Source organism: Hymenobacter cheonanensis, assembly GCF_030581075.1.
Taxonomy (GTDB): Bacteria; Bacteroidota; Bacteroidia; order Cytophagales; family Hymenobacteraceae; genus Hymenobacter.
This window is the reverse complement of the sequence record NZ_JAUQSW010000011.1, coordinates 1-18,050: the sequence shown is the minus strand read 5'-3', so window position 1 is coordinate 18,050 and position 18,050 is coordinate 1. Positions and strand designations below refer to the sequence as shown.

Genomic DNA, 18,050 nt, shown 5'->3' with positions numbered 1-18,050 from the left:
TTCAGGTAATTACAAAATTCAGCCGTCATTGCGAGCGTAACGACCGGCAATTTCCGGTTTTTTGCTTCTAGCGAAACCGCAAAGTTCGGGCGAACCTGGGCTATACCTTATGCGTTGGCGCGATTGGTGCGTGCTAAAAGCCGCACCTTTGCGTTAGTATCGGCTCGCTAGGGCTTTAGTTAAACCTGCATTCGCTGTTTTTTGTGCGTCGCGTTCTCCGTATTCTGCTCCGAATCTTGCTAGGGCTGGCCGTGGTGCTGGTGCTGGCCGTGGGCGGCCTGCTGCTGGCGCTGCGCGTGCCGAGCGTGCAAACGCGGGTGGCGCACCAGGTAGCCGACGTGCTGACCCGGAAGCTGGGCCAGTCGGTAACTATCGGCAGCGTCGATATCCGGCCGTTTTCGCACGTGCTGCTAGAGGGCGTGCGGGTGCTCGATAGGCGCGGCGGCGAGCTGTTTGGCGTGGGCCAGGCCGATGCCGACATCAAGCTGTTCTCCGTTTTCGACCCTAGCCACCTGCACGTGGGCACGCTCACGCTCACGGAGCCGCGGTTTGTGCTGCGCGACGTGGCCGGCCGGCCCGACTCGACTACGCTCGACCAGTTTCTGGCCGCTATTAAGCGCCTGAGTGGGCCGCCTGACACGACTACCACAAGCAAGCCGTTTGACTTTCAGCTGCATGACGTGGCTATTCGCAACGGCCACTTTGCCCTGGAACGCCCCGACCGCCCCCGCGAGAAATACTACGGCAGCAGCATCGACTACAACCACCTGGTGGCCGACAGCATTTACGCCGATATCTCGAACCTCAACTGGAAAACCGACACGCTGCGCGCCCGCATCGCGGGCCTGCGCACCGTCGAAATGCCCACCAAAACCCGCCTGCGCGAACTCACGGCCGACATTTCCTACAACAAGCACTTCTGGGAATTCAAGGACCTGACCCTGCGGCTGGGCAAGAGCGAGCTGCGCAAGTACGTGCGCTTTGAGTATAAGCGCTTCGGCAATTTCTCCGATTTCAACGACTCGATGCGGGTAGTAGCGCAGCTGCGCGGTACTAAGCTCTACACGGATGATATTGCCAAGTTCGCCCCCGATTTGGCCTCGCTACGCGACTCCGTTTTTCTCTCCGGCGATGCCAAAGGCTACGTGCGCGACTTCCAGATTAAGAACCTGGATGTGCGCTACGGCCGCCGCACGCACATTGTGGCCACCCGCGCCCACGCCGACAACCTGCCCCGCTGGCGCGAAAGCCTCATTGACTTGCGCCTGCAACCTTCGCAGGTCGATGCCGCCGATTTGCGCAAGTTCCTGCCCGCCTCGGCCAACAAGCTGGTGCAGCGGCTAGGGCTGATAAAGCTCGATGGGCAGTTTGTGGGCTTCTACAACGACTTTGTGGGCAAGGCCAATTTTGACACGGCGCTCGGGGCCATCTCGACCGATGTGAACCTGAAAACCAAGAGCGACTTCGACCACGCCGTGTACGAGGGCACCGTGCGCAGCACGGCGTTTAACCTGGGTAGGTTTATTGGGGATGAGTCGGTTATCCGCGACGTGACGCTGAATGGGCGGGTGCAGGGCACCGGCTTCGTGCCGCCCATTGCTAAGGGCCACGCCGTGGTATCGGTGCCCGCTATCTGGCTCAACGGCTACCGCTACCACAATATCAGCCTCGACGGCGACTTTGCCGGCCAGGGCTTTACCGGCAAGGTAACGGCCGATGACCCCGCCGTGCGCCTCACCGCCAACGGCGATTTTAACCTCGACCCCAGGCACCAGCACATCGACGTGCAAGCCAATATTGCCCACGCCAACCTGGGCACGCTGGGTTTGCTGAGCGCGCCGCTCACGGTGAGCACCACCGCCCGCGTGAACCTGCGCGGCACCCAGCTCGACTCGCTGCTGGGTACGGCGCAGCTGCGTGGCTCGCACTTCGCGCTGCGCGGCCAGAGCCTCGACCTTGACACGCTGGACGTGCGTAGCACCCGCAACCGCCGCGGCCAGCGCCAGGTGATGCTGCGCTCGGAGCTGGCCGACCTCACGGCCAACGGTGCCTTTGAGGTGGCCCAGGTATCGCGCGACTTGCAGACGCTCTGGCACGAGTACCGGCTCAATTTTGAGAGCAACGCCGCCGCCACGGCCGCCTACTACCGGCGCAAGCGCCAGGTGCGCCTGCCAGTGTACGCCATTGAGCTGGACGTGAATCTCAAGCACATCAACCCGGTGCTCAACCTGTTCATGCCCGATTTGCAGATTGCCGACCGCAGCCACCTCGATGGCTCGTTCCGGCAGGGCGAAACGTCGATTTTGCAGCTCGGCGGTAAGTTTGACAGCATCTGGTACGGGCCGGTGCACACCACGGCCACCGAGTTCGACTTCACCACTTCCAAGCTGCCCTACCAGCCCGAGGTGCTGGCCCAGGCCAGCCTTACCTCCGAGCACCAGCTCGTGCCCACGCTGGGCCGCACCGAAAAGTTTGTGCTGGAAGGCGTGTGGGACCAGCAGCGCATCAATTTCTCGACCTCGCTAGCCCAGAGCGGCACCACCAACCGCGCCAACATCAACGGCGCGCTGAGCTTTTTGCCGCGCGCGGTGCAGGTGGTATTCCGGCGCAGCAGCCTGAATTTATTGAACCAGGAGTACGTGATTGCGGCCGACAACTCGGTGCGCATCAGCGGCGGGGGCAAGGAGTTTGACATTCAGAACTTCGTTATCAGCCACAACAATGAGCGGCTGAGCGCCCAGGGCTTTATCTCGCCCGACCCGCGCCAGCCGCCGCTCAAGCTCGACATTGCTAACCTCGACCTGGCTAGCCTGACATCCGTTATCGGTCAGCGGCTAGGGGGGCGCCTGAACATGCAGGCCGCCGTGAGCGGCGTGTATAACCAGCTGGCTATCAGCAGTACGCTGGCCGTCGATTCGCTCGTGTACGAGGGCACGCCCATCGGGCAGGTGGCCGGCCGCGGCGACTGGGACAACCCCAGCAGCCAGCTGCGCCTCAATCTCGACGTGGCCCGCCAGCAGCAGCGCGTGCTCACCGTGACGGGCTACCTGGCGCCGCGCTCTACCACCCAGCAGCTCAACCTAGTGGGCGAGCTTAATGATGCGCCCATTGTGCTGGCGCAGCCTTTTCTGGGTAGTATTCTGCAAAACCTGGGTGGCACCGGGCGCGGCCAGTTGCAGCTAGGGGGCATGTTTAGCGCGCCCACCCTGGCTGGCGCGGTCGATGTCACCGATGGCCGCTTCACCTTCGGCTACCTGGGCACTACCTATAAGTTTGCCGACCGCATCAGCTTCACTACTACGTCGATAGCCTTTAGCAACGTGCAGTTGCGCGACGCGCAGGGCAACCTGGGCACCGTCACGGGCCTTATCCGGCACCAGGGCTTTCAGAACATGACGCTGGACATGAGCGCCAGCTTCCGCAAGTTTCAGGTGCTGCGCACCACCCGGCGCGACAACGACCTGTACTTCGGCACGGCCTACGCCACGGGTACGGCCACCGTGCGCGGCCCCGTCGATGACCTGGTGGTAAACGTGACGGCCACCTCGGAGGCCGGCACCCGGCTAGCCCTGCCCCTCGACAATGCGGCCAAGGCCGAGCAGGCCAGCTACATCAAGTTTGTGAACCGCAACCTGTCCGACTCGGTGCGCCGCCGCCAGGCGCGGCAGGCGGCCATTATTGCGGCGCAGGACAAAGTCGATTTGTCTGGCATTCAGCTTAATATGAACCTGACAGTGACGCCCGACGCTTACCTGGAGATTTTGCTGGATGAGGCAACGGGCGATGTAATTAGGGGCGCGGCCACCGGCCAGCTGCGCCTGGCCATCGACACGCGGGGCGACTTTAACATGTACGGGCAGGTGGAGATTGTGCGCGGCGCCTACAATTTCACGCTGCAAGGGCTTGTCAATAAAGAGTTTGTGGTGCAGCCGGGCGGCGTTATCACTTGGAACGGCGACCCGCTCGACGGCCAGATGAACGTGACGGCCACCTACACCCAGCGCACTTCGCTAGCCCCTATTTTGTCGACCAGCGGCTCGGGCACGAGCGCGGCGGTGGTGCCCGTTACGGCCGTGATGAACCTGACCGGGCCGCTGCTGCTGCCGGTTATCAAGCTGGCCCTGGAGTTTGACGATGCTCCTAGCTCGCTGCAAAACGATTTGGCGGCCTTCATTGCCTTGCTGCGCAACGACGAGCAGGAGCTGAACCGCCAGGTGTTTAGTTTGTTGGTTTTCCGCACCTTATCGCCCCAAAACAGCAATAGCTTCAGCGGCATTTCGCTCACGGGGCAGGGCAATGCGGTACAGAACAGCCTGGGCCAGATTATCTCCTCGCAGCTAGGCCTGCTTACCTCGCAGATTGACCAGAACCTGGAAATCGACTTCAACATCAACGGCCTCACGGCCGACCAGCTACAGGCGCTGCAAGTGCGCCTAAGCTATTCCTTCCTGGGTGGGCGGCTGCGTCTCACGCGTGAGGGTGGCATCAGCAACTCTACGTCGTCGGCCATCAACCCCAATACCGGGTTGCCTTACTCGGCCACGCAGTCGTCGCTCATCGGCGATTTCAGCCTGGAATATTTCCTGCGCTCGGACGGAAAATTCCGGGCCAAGCTGCGCTACGAAACCACCCCGCGCGACAACATCGTGACCACCGTAAACCAGCCCCGCGCCGGTATCTCACTGCTGCACACCAAGGAGTTCAACAACCTGGGCGAGCTTTTTGGCCGCGAAACCCCTAGCCGCCGCGAGCGCGACACCCGCCGCGCCCGCGAGGTGCTGACGGTGGAGGAAGACAAGCGCACGAGCTTGTAAGTTGCTACTAATTAGCACGTTTGTCATTGCGAGCGCACCGAAGTGAAGCGCGGCAATCCTTCCTTTACGCTAGGGTCACCAATTCAACGAAAAAGGAAAGATTGCCGCGCTTCACTTCGGTGCGCTCGCAATGACAGGCGATTAAATGCCCGGCGTACCTTTGCGCCCCTATGGCCCGGCCCCGCAAAAAGAAACTCGGCTCTTACCCTACCCTGCTGGTGGTGTTCAGCATCACGCTGGCGCTTACTGTCATCGGGTTGTTTGGCCTGCTGCTGCTGCACGCTCACAAGCTAAGCGAGCAGGTGCGCGAAAACCTGGAAGTGCAGGTGTACCTGGAGCGCAACCTGCCCGAAACCGAACTGCTGCGCCTGCAGCAGGACCTGGAGCACCAGCCCTACGTGGCCGAGCAGAATGGCCGCCCGCAGGTGCGCTTCGTGAGCAAGGAGGAAGGTGCCCGCCAGCTGCTCGAAACTACTGGCGAGGACTTCCACAACTTCTTGGATGACAACCCGTTGCGCGACGCCTACGCCCTCAAAATCAAGCCCGAGTACACCGACACCACCCACCTGCGCCTGCTGGGCCGCAGCCTGGGCCAGCAGCGCGGCGTGTTTGAGGTGCAGTACCCCAAAAGCCTCTTTACCAGCATCAATCAGAACCTAGCTAGGGTAAGCTTGCTGCTGCTGGGCTTCGCGGCCGTGCTCGTGCTTGTGGTGGTTATTTTGATTAACAATACCATTAAGCTGGCCATGTTTTCGCAGCGGCTGCTTATCCGCTCCATGCAACTCGTGGGGGCCACGCGGTTCTTTATCCGGCAGCCGTTTATTCGGCGGGCCACCTGGCAGGGGCTGGCCAGCGGCTTTCTGGCCGCGCTGCTGCTGCTGAGCTTACTGCAATACGCCTACCTCGAAATTGCCCAGCTGCGCCTGTTGCGCGACGACCACCTCATCGGCCTGCTGCTGCTGGGGGTGCTGGGGCTGGGCACGGCCATCGGCTTTCTCAGCTCGTACTGGGCCGTAAATAAATACCTGAACGTATCGCTCGACGAGCTTTATTAACCTGCTATGCAACCAACTACTCCGGCCCCGCGCTTTGCCTTCGGCCCCCGCAACTACCGCCTGATGTGGCTCGGGCTGGCCGTGCTGGCCGTCGGCTTCATCACGATGATGCTCGATGGCGCCGACTACGGCGAGGGCTTTCTAGGCCTCACGCTAGGGCCAATTCTGCTGTTTGTGGGCTTCGTAATTGAGTTCGCGGCCATTCTGGTGCGCAGCAACCCTGGCGAAGAGGTGCCGGTGGCCCCCGCCCCCACGCCCCTGGCCGAGGCTGCCCAGCCCCTGACCCAGCCGGTAGCCAGCGCCCCGGCGCCCACCGCCCCCGTGCCCCCGCGCCCGGCCAAGCCCGCCTACAAGCGCCCCGGCTAGGCTCCTTTTTACACTACTGTTGTTGCGAGCAAAGCAAAGCGAAGCAATCGCCTCAGAACGAGCTGTTCGGATGCGGTTGCTTCGCTTTGCTCGCAATGACAGAGTAGAATTAATTATCACCAACTACGCAACGAATAATGACTTACTGGCAGGCTCTTTTGCTGGCTATTGTGGAAGGAATTACTGAATTTCTACCCGTTTCCAGCACCGGCCACATGATTATCGCTTCCAAGCTGCTGGGCATCGAGGCCACACCGTTCGTGAAGCTCTTTCTGGTCGTGATTCAGCTTGGCGCCATCCTCTCGGTGCTGGTGGTGTACTGGAAGCGCTTTTTTCAGAGCTTCGATTTTTACCTGAAATTACTGGTAGCCTTTCTGCCCATCGTGGTGGTGGGGCTAGCCCTCAAAAAGCACATCGACGCCCTGCTCGAATCGGTGACGACGGTGGCCGTCATGCTGCTGCTGGGCGGCATCGTGCTGCTGTTTGTGGATAAGTGGTTTCCGCAGGAAGACCCGCAGGAAGGCGGCCACCCGGTTACGAACCCTAGCTGGAAAGAGGCTTTCATTATCGGCTTGTTTCAGTGCCTGGCCGTGGTACCGGGCGTGAGCCGCTCGGCGGCCACCATCATCGGCGGCCTCACCCAAAAGCTCACGCGCCGGGCGGCGGCCGAGTTTGCGTTTTTCCTGGCCATGCCTACGATGGCGGCGGCGGCCGTGAAGGACATTTATGACTACTACAAAGCGGCGCATACCCAGGGCATCACGCTAGGGCACTTGTTTTCGGGCCAGGAGGTGAAGCTGCTGGTGCTGGGCAATGTGGTGGCCTTTGTGGTGGCGCTGCTGGCCATCCGGCTGTTTGTGGGCTTTGTGGCCAAGTATGGCTTTCGGGCGTTTGGCATCTACCGCATCATTGTGGGCGCGCTGCTGTTGCTGATGCTCGGGCTGGGCCTGAATCTAGAATTGGTATGAGTGAGAAGAAACAACTGGCAGATTTCGACTTTGAAAAGGGCGAAGTGCTGCTGCTCGATAAGCCGCTGACCTGGACCTCGTTTGACGTGGTGCGCAAGGTGAAAAACACGTTGCGCCCGCGCAAAATCGGCCACGCCGGCACCCTCGACCCGCTGGCCACGGGCCTGCTTATTCTCTGCACCGGCAAGAAAACCAAGGACATAGACCAGATTCAGGCGCAGGAAAAAGAATACGAGGGCACCTTCCGGCTAGGCCAAACTACGCCGAGCTTCGACCTCGAAACGCCCGTGGACCGTGAGCAGCCCTACGCCCACCTCACGGCCGAGGAAATCCGGGCCGCGGCAGCCACGTTTCTGGGCAAAATCGAGCAGACGCCGCCGCTGTTTTCCGCAGTGAAAGTGGATGGGCAGCGTGCCTACGAGCTGGCCCGCAAGGGCGAGGAGGCGGTAATCAAGTCGAAAACGGTAGATATTAAGGTGTTTGACATCACGCGCATCGAGCTGCCCGACATTGATTTTCGGGTGGTGTGCTCGAAGGGTACCTACATCCGCAGCCTGGCCCGCGACCTGGGCGCGGTGCTGGGCACCGGCGCCCACCTCACGCGGCTGGTGCGCACCCGCATTGGCGAGCACCGCCTGGCCGACGCCTGGACCGTGGCCGAGGTGCAGGCCCTGCGCCCGCCCCGTCCCGAGCGGCCAGAAGTAGCTGAAGGTACCGAGGCCACCCCGCGCCCCGGCGACCGCCCGCGCCGCGAGCGCATTAAGGTGGCGCGCGCGGGCCTCGACTACTACGCTAGCCAGCAGGCCGGGGCGCCGGCCAAATCGGATGCGCCAACGCTGGATTCGCCGCACCCGTCCGAATCTGCGTAATTATTGCGGTACCAAAACCAAGCGGCAGCAGCGTCCACAAAATCCGTGCAATCCGCTATAATCCGTGCTAATCCGTGATTTATGGTTGTTATTACTGACCCTGCCGACTTCCCGGCCCTGGCCGACGCCGTGGTGACGAGCGGCACCTTCGACGGTGTGCACCTGGGCCACCAGCGCATATTGGCGCGGCTGCGGCAGGTGGCCGATGCGGTGGGCGGCCCGGCCGTGGTCATTACCTACTGGCCTCACCCGCGCCTGGTGCTGGGCCCGCCGCCCTCGCACCCCGAGCTGCTGGAATTGCAGCTGCTCAACACCTTAGAGGAGCGCGCCGCCCGGCTAGCCCAGCACGGCGTGGACTACCTGCTGGTGATGCCCTTCACCCGCGAGTTTGCGGACTGGACGTCGGAGCAGTACATCCAGGAGCTGCTGCTCAAAATAGTGGGCACCAGGCATTTGGTTATCGGCTACGACCACCGCTTTGGCAAAAACCGGGAGGGCGGCTTCGACTACCTCACCCAAAATGCCGCGCGCTACGGCTTCACGGTAGAGGAAATTCCGCGCCAGGACGTGGACGCCGTGGGCGTGAGCAGCACCCGCATCCGGCGGGCGCTACGGGCCGGCGACGTGGCCACCGCCACCGCTTACCTGGGATACCACTACCCGGTAACGGGTCTGGTGGTGACGGGCCAGCAGCTGGGCCGCACCATCGGCTACCCCACCGCCAACCTCGACGTGCCCTCAACCCTGAAGCTGGTGCCCGCCCAGGGTATTTACGCGGTGTGGGCCACCACGGCGGCGGGCACCCGGCACCTGGCTATGCTCAGCATTGGGGTGCGGCCTACTATTGGCGAGGGGCTAGCCCAAACCATTGAGGTTAACCTACTTGACTTCAGCGGCGACTTGTATGGGCAATTCCTGACGCTGGAGTTCGTTGCCTGGTTGCGGGGCGAGGAAAAGTACGACGGCCTGGCCGCCCTCACGGCCCAGCTGGCGCTCGATGCGCAGGCCACGCGGGCGGCGCTCGGCGGCTAGACGCGCAGCCTCGGCCCGACTATTGCCTGGGCCCCGCCCGGCGCCCGCCGGGCGGCGGGCCGCTTCCTATTCTTGAGCTACTATGCACAAAACGCTTGCTTTCCTTCTTTTGCTGCTGCCGGGGCTAGCCCTGGGCCAGGGCCGCCTCAGCGGCGTGGTGCAGGATTCGGCCACCCACCAGGCGCTGGCTTTTTCCAGTGTGTTTCTGGCCAATACCACACTCGGGGCCACTACCGACGAGCAGGGCCGGTTTGAGTTTCCGAAGGTACCCGCTGGCTCCTACGATGTGGTGGGCTCCTACGTGGGCTACCGGCTTAGCAAGCAGTCTATTACCATTGGCAAGGGCGCCGCGCCGCAGCAAGTAACGCTGCTGCTGGCTTCCTCCGGGCCGCAGCTGGGCGAAGTGGTGGTGGAGGCCAACCCGCACCGGGCCGAGGACTTCAAGAAATTCAGCGATTTCTTTCTGGGCGAAAGCACGTTTTCGCAGCAGTGCCACATCACCAACCCCAAGGATATCGTGGTGTATACCAACGACTCGACCAAGGAACTGACGGCGGCGGCCAAGAACTTTGTGCAGGTCGAAAACGAGGCGCTGGGCTACCGCCTCAAGTACTTCGGCATGTTTTTCACCTACAACCCCGAAACGGACTTCACTGCCTTCAGCGGTCAGCCGGTATTTGAGGAAATGACGCCCCGCGATGCGGCCCAGCAGCGGCAGTGGGAGGCCAACCGCGCCACGGCCTACGTGGGCTCGTTTCCGCACTTCGTGCGCAGTGTGTACGCCGGCCAGCTGCGCGCCAATGGCTTCCTGGCCCAGCAGGTGCGCCTCACGCCCAACCCACGCTTCCAGCGGCTGGAGCCCTTGCTGCGCCGCCCGGCCGGCTCGCTCACCGATGCCGAGCAGGATTCGCTGGCAGTGCTGGGCAAGCTCGACCCCGCGTTTGCCACGCTTTACCCGGCCGCCCGCCCGCTCGACAGCCTGCGCCGCGTGGCCAGCGATGGCCGCGTGTTTCTGCGCTTCACGGGCGAGCTGCAAGTGGCCCATTTTGGCGAGGCGCCCGACGCCAACTACACCACTCCCATGGCCACGCTGGGCCCCGAGCCGCGCAAGCAGCCCTACCCCGCCAAGCGCGAGGTGTCGCGCCTGCGCCTGCAAACCCGGGAAGCCGAAATCCGGCCCAACGGCGCGCTGCGCAACCCGGCCGATATCTCGACCGGCGAGTACTGGGGCTTTGAGAAGATGGGTGAGTTTTTGCCCCTCGACTACCAGCCGCCCGCGCTAGCCCCGGCGCCCGCCAAGTAGGCCCGCCCGGCCAGGGCGGGCGCGCAACTTTTGCCCGAGCTGCTGGGTAAATGCTTGCCAGATGCGCACGCTCCTGGCCTTTTTCTGTTTGCTGCTGCCGGGGCTGGCCCTGGGCCAGGGCCGCCTCAGCGGCGTGGTGCAGGATTCGGTGACGCACCAGCCGCTGGCTTTTGCCAGCGTGTTTCTGGCCAATACCACGCTAGGCGTTACCACCACCGAACAAGGCACGTTTGAGTTTGCCCGGGTACCGGCCGGCACCTACGACCTAGTAGCTTCCTACGTGGGCTACCGGCTGGCCCGCCAAACCATTAAAGTAACCGAGGTGCCGCAGCAGCTGACGCTGCGGCTGGCCCCCACGGCCAACCAGCTGGGCGAGGTGGTAGTGCGCCCCAACCCCAACCGGGCCAGCGACTACCAGAAATTCACTGACCTGTTTTTAGGCCAGAGCACGTTTTCGCGCCAGTGCCGCATCCGCAATCCCGACGATGTGCTGGTCGATTTCGATGCTGAGGCCAACGAGCTTACGGCCAGGGCCAATAAGTTTGTGCAGGTCGATAACCAGGCGCTGGGCTACCGCGTGCGATACTATGGGCTGCACTTCACTTGCAACTTCACCCGGCAGGTCGTCACGTTCTACGGCCAGCCGGTATTTGAGGAGATGACGCCCCGCTCGGAGCGGCAGCGCCGCCAGTGGGCGGCCAACCGTGCGCAGGCTTACCTGGGCTCGCCCACCCATTTTTTTCGCAGCCTGCGCGATAGCCAGCTCACGGCCCAGGGCTTTGTGGCCCGGCGGTTGCGCATTGTGCCCAACCCGCGCTTTGCCCGCGCCGACAGCCTGCGCCGGGCGCTGCTGCGGCAGCCCCGCGCCTACTCGGCCGCCGAGCAGGATTCGCTGGGCCGCTGGGCCGGGGTGCCGCCTAGCTTTGCGCTGCTCTACGCCACGCCGCTGCACGTAGACAGCCTGCGCCGCGTGGCGCCCGGCGGCCAGCGGGTGTTGCTGCGCTTCCGCGACCGCCTGCAGGTGACGTACCTGCTGGCCGGCCCCGATGCCAACTACCACCCCCAGCCCGCGCGCTACGCGCGCGGCGCGGCGCCGCCCCTGCCGCAGGATAGGCAGGTGTCGCAGCTGGTGCTGATGCAGCGCGAAATAGAGATTGAGCCCAACGGCCAACTGGCCAATCCGCTGGCCGTATTCACCGACGGGTACTGGGGTTTCGAAAAAATGGGTGAATTTTTGCCCGTTAATTACTTGCCCCCCGGCTCTTCCTCCCACCCATGATAACCAAAACTGTGGCCGACGCCCGGGCCGCCCTCGCGGGCCTCACCGACGGCATGACCCTGATGCTCGGCGGCTTCGGCCTGTGCGGCATTCCCGAAAACGCCATTCAGGAGCTGCTGCGCCTCGGCGTGAAAGACCTGACCTGCATCTCCAACAACGCGGGCGTCGATGACTTCGGCATTGGCCTGCTGCTGCAAAAGCGCCAGGTCCGCAAGATGATTTCGAGCTACGTGGGCGAAAATGCCGAGTTTGAGCGGCAGCTACTGGCCGGCGAGCTGGAGGTGGAATTGATTCCGCAGGGCACCCTGGCCGAGCGCTGCCGGGCCGGCGGGGCGGGCATTCCGGCTTTTTACACCCCGGCCGGCTACGGCACCGAGGTGGGCGAAGGCAAGGAAAGCCGCGAGTTCAACGGCAAAATGTACCTGCTCGAAACGGCCCTGCACGCCGATTTTGCCCTGGTAAAAGCCTGGAAAGGCGACACCGCCGGCAACCTCATCTACAAGGGCACGGCCCGCAACTTCAACCCCATGATGGCCACGGCCGGCAAAATCACCGTGGCCGAGGTGGAAGAGCTGGTGCCCGCCGGTGAGCTTGACCCCAACCAGATTCACACGCCGGGCATTTTTGTGCAGCGCATTTTTCAGGGCCAGCACTACGAGAAGCGGATTGAGCAGCGCACGGTGCGGGCCACCGCCTAGCCCGGGTTTTGGGCAGCGGTGTCGACCTTGCCCTTCAGTTTACCCCCTTTGCAGATGGCAGCTATGAGAAAAAACCTGTTTGCCGGGCTGCTGATGCTCGGCACCTTGGGCACTGCTACCCCTGGCTGGGCGCAGCCGGCTGCCGGCAGCCCGGCGCTGCTGCCGGCGGCAGCGCCCGCCAGCGTAGGTGTGAGCCCCGAAGGCCTAAAAAAGCTTGACCAACTGCTGCAAGGCTACGTGGCCGATGGCCGCCTGCCAGGCGTGATTGCCCTGGTGGCCCGCGATGGCAAGGTGGTGTACCGCCAGGCTTTCGGCTACGCCGATGCCCAGGCCAAAACGCCGCTGCGCCCCAACGCCATCGAGCGCATTGCCTCCCAAACCAAGGCCATCACGAGCGTGGGGCTGATGGAATTGTATGACCAGGGCAAGTTTCAACTAGATGACCCCATCTCGAAGTACCTGCCGGCCTTTGCCCACCCGCGGGTGCTAGCCACCTTCAACGCCAAGGACACCACCTTTACGACGGTGCCGGCGCGCAGCGAGATTACCATCCGGCAGCTGCTGACGCACACCTCGGGCATTGGCTACGCGGTAATTGGCTCGGCCGAGGCGCGGGCCATCTATGCCAAGGCGCACGTGCCGTCGGGGGTGGGCTCGCCGCCGGGCACCCTAGCCCCCGCCATCGATGCGCTGGCCCGCCAGCCGCTGATGCACCAGCCCGGCGCGCGCTTCACCTACGGCCTGAGCGTGGATGTGCTGGGCCGCCTGATTGAGGTGCTGAGCGGCCAGCCGCTCGACCAGTACCTGCGCGCCCGCGTGTTTGAGCCGCTGGGCATGACCGATACCTATTTCTACCTGCCCGCCGACCGCCAGCGCCGCCTCGTGCCGCTCTACACCGAGTACCAGGGGCGCACCGTGCCCATGCCGGCTTCGGGAATGCTGAACCTGCGGCCCGACTTTCCGAACCAGGCGGGCACGTACTTTTCGGGCGGCGGGGGCCTGTCGTCTACCATCGACGACTACGCCGTCTTTTTGCAGATGCTGCTGAACGGCGGCACCTACGGCGGCCACCGCCTGCTGAAGCCCAGCACCGTGGCCCTGATGACGCAGAACCAGATTGGCGACGTGACCCAGGGCCTCAACAAGTTTGGGCTGGGCTTCAGCATCGTGACGCCGGCCGGCGCGGCCCAAACCGGGCAGTCGGTGGGCAGCTACGAGTGGGGCGGTGCCTTTGGCACCGACTACTGGGTTGACCCCAAGGAGCACCTCGTGGTGCTGCTCTACACCCAGAAATTTCCGCACAACAACACGCCCGACCTGGTACCGCGCTTCCGCAAAACCGTGTACGCGGCCCTAGCCAAGCGCCAGGCCAAGTAGCGCGAACTTTCCTCTCCCCACTGCACTCCACTCCACTCCATGTTAGACAAACACGGCATTGCCCGGCGCATCGCGCAAGAAGTACAGGATAATTCCTACGTGAACCTTGGTATCGGCATCCCCACGCTGGTGGCCAACTATATTCCACCGGGCATCAGCGTCGAGCTGCAATCTGAAAACGGCCTGCTTGGCATGGGGCCTTTCCCGACGGAAAGCGAGGTAGACCCCGACCTCATCAACGCCGGCAAGCAGACGGTGACCACGCTGCCGGGCTCCAGCATTTTCTCGTCGGCCGACTCATTTGGCATGATTCGCGGCGAGCACGTGGACCTCACCATCCTGGGCGCCATGGAGGTGAGCGAGCGCGGCGACATTGCCAACTGGAAGATTCCGGGCAAGATGGTGAAGGGCATGGGCGGCGCGATGGACCTCGTGGCCTCGGCCAAAAACATTATCGTGGCCATGCAGCACGTGGCGCGCGACGGCTCTAGCAAGCTGCTGCCCGCCTGCACGTTGCCCATCACGGGCCTGCACTGCGTGAAGAAAATCGTGACCGAGCTGGCCGTGCTCGACGTGACACCCGACGGCTTTGTGCTGCGCGAGCGCGCCCCCGGCGTGAGCGTGGCCCAGATACGGGCCGCCACGGCCGGCCGCCTGCTGGTACCCGTGCCCGATGAGCAGGTGCCCGAAATGACGGGCGTGTAGCGTAAGCTTTAGCTTGCGCGTTCTTTGTCAGGCTCTTCGGCTTAGCTCTACGCCTCGGCTGACGCTGGCAAGCTAAAGCTTCTCCTACTTTTTTATGCGCTACTCGCTACTTCTGCCCTTCGCCCTGTTGGCTAGCCCCGCGCTGGCCCAAACCTCGCCCAGCATCACGGCGGCCGATATGCCGGTGGTGGGCGATTCGCTGCGCCTGAGCCAGGCTAGCCCGGCGCTGCCGGCCAGCGCCCCGCCCCTGAGCCGCAACGGCGCCAACCAAACCTGGAACTATGCGGGCCTGGTAGCCACCGCGCAGCGCGTGGTGCGCTACAACAACGTGAGCACCGCCGCCGGTACGCTCCTACAGCTGACATTTAACAACGCTTTTTTCAGCCCCGATACGCGCGCCACGCTGGTGTCGCCGCAGGGCTTGCCGGCCGCGGCGGGCACATTGCCCGTCACCGACCCGCTGGAGTTTTCGGCCGTGTCGAGCGCCGACTACCGGCTGGTAGGCTACGGCGGCACTATCAGCGGCACGGCCGTGCCGGTTACCTACGCCAGCCGGGCGCAGCAAGACGTTATCTACCGCTTTCCTATCAGCTACGGCAACGCGGCCGATGTCAGCAACTCGCTGCTAACCACGCCGGTGGCCCTGGCCAGCAACGGCTACTTCAGCCAGAAGCGCCAGCGCACCAACCAGCCCGATGCCTGGGGCACGCTTACCACGCCCTTCGGCACGTTTCAGGCAGTGCGGGTCGTCACGACCCTGGCCGACCACGACAGCATCGCCCTCGGCGGCGCGCCGGGCCAGGGCCTTACGCTGCCGCTGGTGCGCGAGTACAAGTGGCTGGCCAAGGGCGTGCACGTGCCAGTGCTCACCATCACGACCACCGCTGTGGCTGGCAGCGAGGTAATAGCGAGCGTGGAATACCGCGACGTGTTTCGGCGCTTTGTGGGCCTAGCTGCCCGCGACGCGGCCACCGACGCCGTACTCGGGGCCTACCCCAATCCTTCGGCCGTGGGCACCGGGCTGCGGCTGGTGGTGCCGGCCGGCAGCGGCCCGCTCACCGTTTCGGGCACCGATTTACTTGGCCGGCAGCTATTTACCAAAGCTTACCCTAGCAGCCCTGGCGGCGTGCTCGTGCTCGATGCAGGTACCTTCGGCTCGTTCCGGGGAGTGCTGCTGCTCACGGTGACTACGGCCCGGGGCACGGCCACCCGCCGGGTGGTGCGGCAGTGAACATGCGCACCTATCTGGCAGTTTAGGCGTTATAGACCCCGCTGGCTCGCCGCCAGCGGGTTTTTTCGGGGGTAATTTTGACTACCGCCCCTTTATCCGGTTCGACTTTTCTATTTAGTATGGCTACTTCTTCCAACGGTAAGGCCGCCCCCGGCGGCGCGCACCACCCCAAAAAAGGCAATAAGCTAGGCCCCGCCCTCACGGCCATTGATGAGCGCCTGACGCCCACCGCCGTACCGGCCCACAAGCTGGTGCTGCGCCAGCTGCGCCGCAACGACTTCAAGGCCATCAAGGCTATCATGGAAAAGGTGTACTCCAACATGGAGGGCGCCTGGACGGCCGACGAGTTTGCGGCTCTGCTGCGCAAGTTTCCGGAAGGCCAGATTTGCATCGAGGACAATGGTGAAGTAGTGGCCGCCGCCCTGGCTATCATCGTGGATTACAGCAAGTTTGGCGATAAGCACACCTACGCCAAAATCACCGGCAACGGCAAGTTTGACACCCACGACGCGGAGGGCGACACGCTCTACGGCGTCGATGTATTTGTAGACCCCGAGTATCGCAGCCTGCGCCTGGGCCGCCGCCTCTACGACGCCCGCAAGGAGCTGTGCGAGAGCCTGAACCTGCGCGCGATGGTAGCCGGCGGCCGCATTCCCGGCTACGCCCAGTATGCCAACGAGATGACGCCCGCCAAGTACGTGGAGATGGTGCGCAACAAGGAGCTGACCGACCCCATCCTCACGTTCCAGCTCTCGAACGAGTTCTACGTGCGCAAAATTATCCGTGGCTACCTGCCTTACGACTCAGAGTCAAAGGCTTACGCTACGCTACTAGAGTGGATTAATGTGTACTACGACGAGGAGTTTGACAAGCTCATCGGCAACCAGAAGTCGAATGTGCGCATCGGCATTGTGCAGTGGCAGATGCGCGCCACCAAGAGCCTGGAGGACTTCTTCCAGCAAATAGAGTTCTTTGTCGATACCGTGAGCGGCTACAAGGCTGACTGCGTGCTGTTTCCGGAGTTTTTCAACGCGCCCATGATGGCCCTTACCAATGAGGAATCGGCCTCGGCGGCCATTCGGGGCATGGCGGCTTTCACCGAGCCCATCAAGGTGCGGATGATGGAGCTGGCCGTGAGCTACAACATCAACGTAATTGCCGGCTCAATGCCGCTCTACGAAGATGGTAAGCTCTACAATGTGAGCTACTTGTGCCGGCGCGATGGCACCGTGGACGAGCAGTACAAGCTGCACGTAACGCCCGACGAGGCCAGCTACTGGGGCATGCGCGGCGGCGACAAAATCAAGTGCTTTGACACGGACTTTGGCAAAATCGGCATCCTGGTGTGCTACGATGTGGAGTTTCCGGAACTCTCTCGTATTCTGAGCGATGAGGGCATGAAAATTCTGTTTGTGCCCTTCTGGACCGACACCAAGAATGCCTACCAGCGCGTGCGCATCTGCGCCCAGGCCCGCGCCATCGAAAACGAGTGCTACGTGGCCATTACGGGCTCGGTGGGCAACCTGCCGCGCGTCGAGAACATGGACATTCAGTACTCGCAGTCGGCCGTGTTCAGCCCCAGCGACTTTGCGTTTCCGCACGACGCCATCGTGGCCGAGGCCACGCCCAATACGGAGATGACGCTCATCGCCGACCTCGACCTCGACCTGCTTAAAGACCTGAATACCAGTGGGGCCGTGCGCAACCTGCGCGACCGCCGCAAGGACCTCTACGGCGTGAGTTGGATACCCAAAAAGACCGAGCGCGACGAGGAATTACTAGCCCAGGGCGAGGAGCGCCTGCCCGCCGCCAAGCCCAGCCGCCGCAAGGCAGTAGCCGCCGGCTAGGCCCTAGCCACTTTCATTGAACGCCCGCTTGCAGTGCCCAGCTGCGGGCGGGCGTTTGCTTTGTACATTAACCCCACGCCGACCTCCCTACGCAAGCGAGCAGAGAACTAGGGGGTGAGGTTGACGAGCGGCCAGCGAGCGCTTCTCAGCACCACAAACCAGGCTGAAGAAAAATTAATGTGGGCTTCAGGCCAGCCTCAGGGGGCGATAGAAATTTTGTATCGTCGAAAGGGCAACCGGAGTCCGCCGACGCACTGCTAACGCCTTCCATTTTTCTTCCCCCCTTCATTATGAAAAAGTCTTTTTCGGTGGTGGCTCTGCTGGCCGCCTTGCTGCTAGCCGGCCCCGCCGCCCACGCCCAGCAAACGGTTGTAAAAACCAAAACCAAGTCTTCTAAAAACGCAAAGGCGGGGGCTGCCACCGCCGCGCCGCTGCCGGCCCCCGCTGCCGGCATGGCCCCGCCCGCGGGCGGCCCGGCCTAGCGCAGCCACGAACGGCGCCCGGCC

Annotated in this window: 14 protein-coding genes; all 14 read left to right on the top strand. The window is 63.2% G+C overall.

What is annotated here, in order from left to right; translation table 11 throughout:
• Positions 1-203: 203 nt before the first annotated feature.
• The 14 genes from Q5H89_RS18460 to Q5H89_RS18395 all read left to right on the top strand — a co-directional run bounded on the left by Q5H89_RS18460 (position 204) and on the right by Q5H89_RS18395 (position 18,026).
• On the top strand, positions 204-4,814 hold the full coding sequence (locus Q5H89_RS18460; protein ID WP_305020828.1) for a translocation/assembly module TamB domain-containing protein: 4,611 nt from the start codon (positions 204-206) through the stop codon (positions 4,812-4,814).
• A gap of 170 nt (positions 4,815-4,984) precedes the next feature.
• Positions 4,985-5,869, top strand: a complete 885-nt coding sequence (locus Q5H89_RS18455; RefSeq protein WP_305020827.1) for a cell division protein FtsX — start codon at positions 4,985-4,987, stop codon at positions 5,867-5,869.
• A gap of 6 nt (positions 5,870-5,875) precedes the next feature.
• On the top strand, positions 5,876-6,235 hold the full coding sequence (locus Q5H89_RS18450; protein ID WP_305020826.1) for a DUF3098 domain-containing protein: 360 nt from the start codon (positions 5,876-5,878) through the stop codon (positions 6,233-6,235).
• Positions 6,236-6,372: 137 nt separating this feature from the next.
• The gene (locus Q5H89_RS18445) at positions 6,373-7,203 is read left to right on the top strand and encodes an undecaprenyl-diphosphate phosphatase (RefSeq protein WP_305020825.1); all 831 of its coding nucleotides are present in this window, start codon (positions 6,373-6,375) and stop codon (positions 7,201-7,203) included.
• A complete protein-coding gene (gene truB / locus Q5H89_RS18440; protein ID WP_369810677.1) occupies positions 7,200-8,072 on the top strand; it encodes a tRNA pseudouridine(55) synthase TruB in 873 nt (290 codons plus the stop codon). The genes Q5H89_RS18445 and truB overlap by 4 nt, the downstream gene beginning before the upstream one ends.
• Positions 8,073-8,153: 81 nt before the next feature.
• Positions 8,154-9,104 (top strand): bifunctional riboflavin kinase/FAD synthetase, encoded by a 951-nt coding sequence (locus Q5H89_RS18435; protein ID WP_305020824.1) that lies wholly within the window; start codon positions 8,154-8,156, stop codon positions 9,102-9,104.
• A gap of 82 nt (positions 9,105-9,186) precedes the next feature.
• Positions 9,187-10,407: a carboxypeptidase-like regulatory domain-containing protein gene (locus Q5H89_RS18430; RefSeq protein WP_305020823.1), complete on the top strand. Its 1,221-nt coding sequence runs from the start codon at positions 9,187-9,189 to the stop codon at positions 10,405-10,407.
• Positions 10,408-10,468: 61 nt separating this feature from the next.
• Positions 10,469-11,686 carry a carboxypeptidase-like regulatory domain-containing protein gene (locus Q5H89_RS18425; RefSeq protein WP_305020822.1) on the top strand — a complete coding sequence of 406 codons (1,218 nt, stop codon included), beginning with the start codon at positions 10,469-10,471 and terminating at the stop codon, positions 11,684-11,686.
• Positions 11,683-12,384 carry a CoA transferase subunit A gene (locus Q5H89_RS18420; protein WP_305020821.1) on the top strand — a complete coding sequence of 234 codons (702 nt, stop codon included), beginning with the start codon at positions 11,683-11,685 and terminating at the stop codon, positions 12,382-12,384. Before Q5H89_RS18425 ends, Q5H89_RS18420 begins: the two co-directional genes overlap by 4 nt.
• Positions 12,385-12,447: 63 nt before the next feature.
• On the top strand, positions 12,448-13,761 hold the full coding sequence (locus Q5H89_RS18415; protein WP_305020820.1) for a serine hydrolase domain-containing protein: 1,314 nt from the start codon (positions 12,448-12,450) through the stop codon (positions 13,759-13,761).
• Positions 13,762-13,800: 39 nt separating this feature from the next.
• Positions 13,801-14,466, top strand: coding sequence for a 3-oxoacid CoA-transferase subunit B (locus Q5H89_RS18410; RefSeq protein WP_305020819.1), 666 nt, complete (start codon positions 13,801-13,803; stop codon positions 14,464-14,466).
• Between the two features lie 94 nt (positions 14,467-14,560).
• The gene (locus Q5H89_RS18405; RefSeq protein ID WP_305020818.1) at positions 14,561-15,697 is read left to right on the top strand and encodes a T9SS type A sorting domain-containing protein; all 1,137 of its coding nucleotides are present in this window, start codon (positions 14,561-14,563) and stop codon (positions 15,695-15,697) included.
• Between the two features lie 299 nt (positions 15,698-15,996).
• Complete coding sequence (locus tag Q5H89_RS18400; protein WP_369810681.1) at positions 15,997-17,544, top strand: carbon-nitrogen hydrolase family protein; 1,548 nt, start codon at positions 15,997-15,999, stop codon at positions 17,542-17,544.
• A gap of 290 nt (positions 17,545-17,834) precedes the next feature.
• Entirely contained in the window at positions 17,835-18,026 is a 192-nt protein-coding gene (locus tag Q5H89_RS18395; protein ID WP_305020816.1) for a hypothetical protein, read from the top strand.
• Positions 18,027-18,050: the final 24 nt, after the last annotated feature.